1 protein-coding gene is annotated in these 726 nt (G+C 40.6%); it reads right to left on the bottom strand.

The annotated features are described in order from the left end of the window. Window positions 1-210: 210 nt before the first annotated feature. Window positions 211-477: an IS630 transposase-related protein gene (locus A5N85_RS13950; RefSeq protein WP_072577657.1), complete on the bottom strand. Its 267-nt coding sequence runs from the start codon at window positions 475-477 to the stop codon at window positions 211-213. Between the last annotated feature and the right edge of the window lie 249 nt (window positions 478-726).

The following is a 726-nucleotide window of genomic DNA, read 5'->3' as shown; positions in this document are numbered from 1 at the left end:
TGCCAGTCGTACTGACCTAAGCAAGCTTCGCCTCTTGGCGCATAACCATAACCTCTGCTCTCATGTGATTTAAAACCCCTTTCATCTAAGTCAGCTATCTTTTTTCCAGCTTGTTTGAGCTCTCTTAACTGCTTAAGAAATGATGCCCGTTTTGCGCTATCTGCTTTTGGATGATTTACCGTCTTTTTTAAGCGTCATCCCAATTCTTTGTTAACGCACGCCTGATAGATTTTTGGCTACAACCAAATAGCTGGCTCGTTTCCATTGGTAGTCATCGGGATAAGATTTGACATCTGCTTTCAGAAGCTTATTATCTATTTTTAGGGGTTTAAATACGCGTTTCTTACGTTCAGGATTCTTCTTCCAACGTTGTATGGTTGTTGGGATGAGTTGATATTCTTCTGCTAACTCCCGAAAGCTTGCGCCTTCTTTGAGCTTGGTCAATATCATTTGTCGATAGTCTGATGAGTATGCCATTCAGTTAATGTAACTTGTTTAGTGGACTTTTACTATATTTCAGCTGATAAAGCAGCTTCAGTTAGCTATTTGATTAGTGGGGCAAGCACTCCGTCAGTACCTGTGATGGGTTTGCCTGCTTGGATAGCTTTTAAGGCTTTGTTAAAGTCAAAGTTTTGCATACTGTCATTCCTTGTGTTTTGAGTAGCTTAGAGGAATGACACAGAATTTTGAACGGTCTCTTGACGAACCACTTTAAGGCGTTTGACT

The sequence above is a fragment of the Suttonella ornithocola genome, from assembly GCF_001889065.1.
In the GTDB taxonomy this organism is placed as follows: Bacteria; Pseudomonadota; Gammaproteobacteria; order Cardiobacteriales; family Cardiobacteriaceae; genus Suttonella_A; species Suttonella_A ornithocola.
The sequence above is the reverse complement of the archived record's forward strand: the minus strand, read 5'-3'. Positions and strand labels throughout refer to the sequence as shown.